Annotated in this window: 1 protein-coding gene; it reads left to right on the top strand. The window is 37.4% G+C overall.

The window, feature by feature from the left end:
• Positions 1 to 266: 266 nt before the first annotated feature.
• On the top strand, positions 267 to 1,962 hold a 1,696-nt coding region (locus ACO6V1_RS23680; protein WP_422469017.1), incomplete at its 3' end, for an AIPR family protein.

Genomic DNA, 1,962 nt, shown 5'->3' with positions numbered 1-1,962 from the left:
ATTTCTGGGGGACGCCCAGTCTACGTCGGCTCGCACCTGTGCACTCAGACTGCCTCCGCACAGCCCCTCACGGGACTGCACTTGCCTTAAGCTAGTGGTTGTCATCAGCAGGCGTCTTTACCGCCAGTCAGATGTAGGTTCTCCCACAGGGGACTTTCACCCCATCAGTTCATGCCCATGCCGGGCGTACCAAGTGCATCCAGCCGACCGCCTACGGCGTCGGCTGATGCAAGCGTTAGCTTACAATCATATAGTGAGATAATTAAATGCATAGGATTACAAAATCCCATTTAAATAGTTTTTCTAAAAGTCATGGACTTTCCCACTTAGAAGAAAGCGTTCAGTTTGAACATTTTGTAAATTACTCGGTTTTATCTGCCAGGCTTGCAAATAGTTATGAGTTGGAGGATGTAACAACAGGATCTGGCGATGATGGAATGGATGGTGTTGCAGTTATAGTAGATGAAGAGTTAATTGTATCTGATGAAGATGCAAAATCTGTGTTTTCATCTACTAGAAAAAATCATGATGTTGAAGTTATTTTTATTCAGTCAAAAAGAAGTGAGACATTTGATTTAGGGGATTTTCTTAAATTTAAAGAGTCTATTCTTCGATTTATTAATGCCGACAATTATGAGTCAAATGATACAACTCAAAAAAATGCAAGAAGTATTTTTGATATCGTTATTAGCAATGTTCCTAGGATAAGGGATGGAAAACCTAATGTTACAATTAGGTATGTTACAACTGGGATTTATAAGAAGCCAGATGCTCTTGAAAAAGCAAAAGGTGATCTTATTTTGCAGCTTAATGAACTTGGTTATTTCCATGAAATAGAAATCGATTTTCTAGGAAGAGATGAAGTAACTAATTTATGGGTCAATACTTATTCTACGGTAAGTGCAGAACTACCTATGTTCAGTAATGCCGCATTACCAAAAATTCACGGAATTGACGAAGCTTATTTGGCAGTTGTAAAAGCAAAAGATTTGGTGGACAATCTTTTGCTAAATGAAGACGGAAATCTAAGAACTCATGTTTTTGAAGAAAATGTGCGAGCTTTTTTAGGGCTAGATAATCCAGTAAATAAATCAATAGCTGATACGCTTTGCGAAACTGACCAAGCTACTAGATTTCCAGTTCTGAATAATGGAATAACTATTGTTAGCCCTGACGTCCGTGTTCAAGGAAGTGTACTTCATTTAGATAATTTTCAAATTGTAAACGGATGCCAAACTTCAAATATGCTTTTTGAATGTAGAGAAAAACTTAACGACTCTATAATGGTTAATCTGAAAATTGTTGAAACTTCAAATGAAGATGTTTTCTCTGATCTGGTTAGAGCTACAAATAGCCAGTCAAAAGTTGAAGAAACACAATTTTTATCACTAAGGCCAGTTGTTAAACGAGTTGAGGATTACTTTAATACATTTGATGGCCAAGATGGCAGGATTTACTTTGAACGCCGTGATAGACAATACGTAGGTAGAGATATACCAGCAATTAGAGTATTTAATGTCAATGTCGCAGCTAAAGCTGTTGCTTCAATGTTTCTGGGACGACCTGATCTCGCGTATAGATACCCAAAACGCGTGTATGAACAGTTGGGAGAACAAATTTTTTCTGATGATACTAAAGAATCTGTTTTTTATGCAGCATGTTTAACCCTTTATAGACTTCACTTATTAGTCGCTAGTGCTGACATTCCTCAAAATGTCAGAAAGCATAAATGGCATATTATAGCTCTAGTGGGTGCTATTGTTGCGGGTAAAACTGTTCCAAATCTTAACTCCCGACATATTGAAGCATACTGTAAGAAAATAATTGATAAATTTACAAAGCATGGTAAAAGTGTTGTTGAAGCGTTTCAACAGGCTGTTGATATTCTACAATCAACAGAAAATCTAACTGATGATAGATTGAAGCGACAGGCAATAACCTCTGAGATGCTCGACAAAGTAA

The organism is Endozoicomonas sp. ALC013 (assembly GCF_049310205.1).
Lineage (GTDB): Bacteria > Pseudomonadota > Gammaproteobacteria > Pseudomonadales > Endozoicomonadaceae > Endozoicomonas.
The sequence above is the reverse complement of the archived record's forward strand: the minus strand, read 5'-3'. Positions and strand labels throughout refer to the sequence as shown.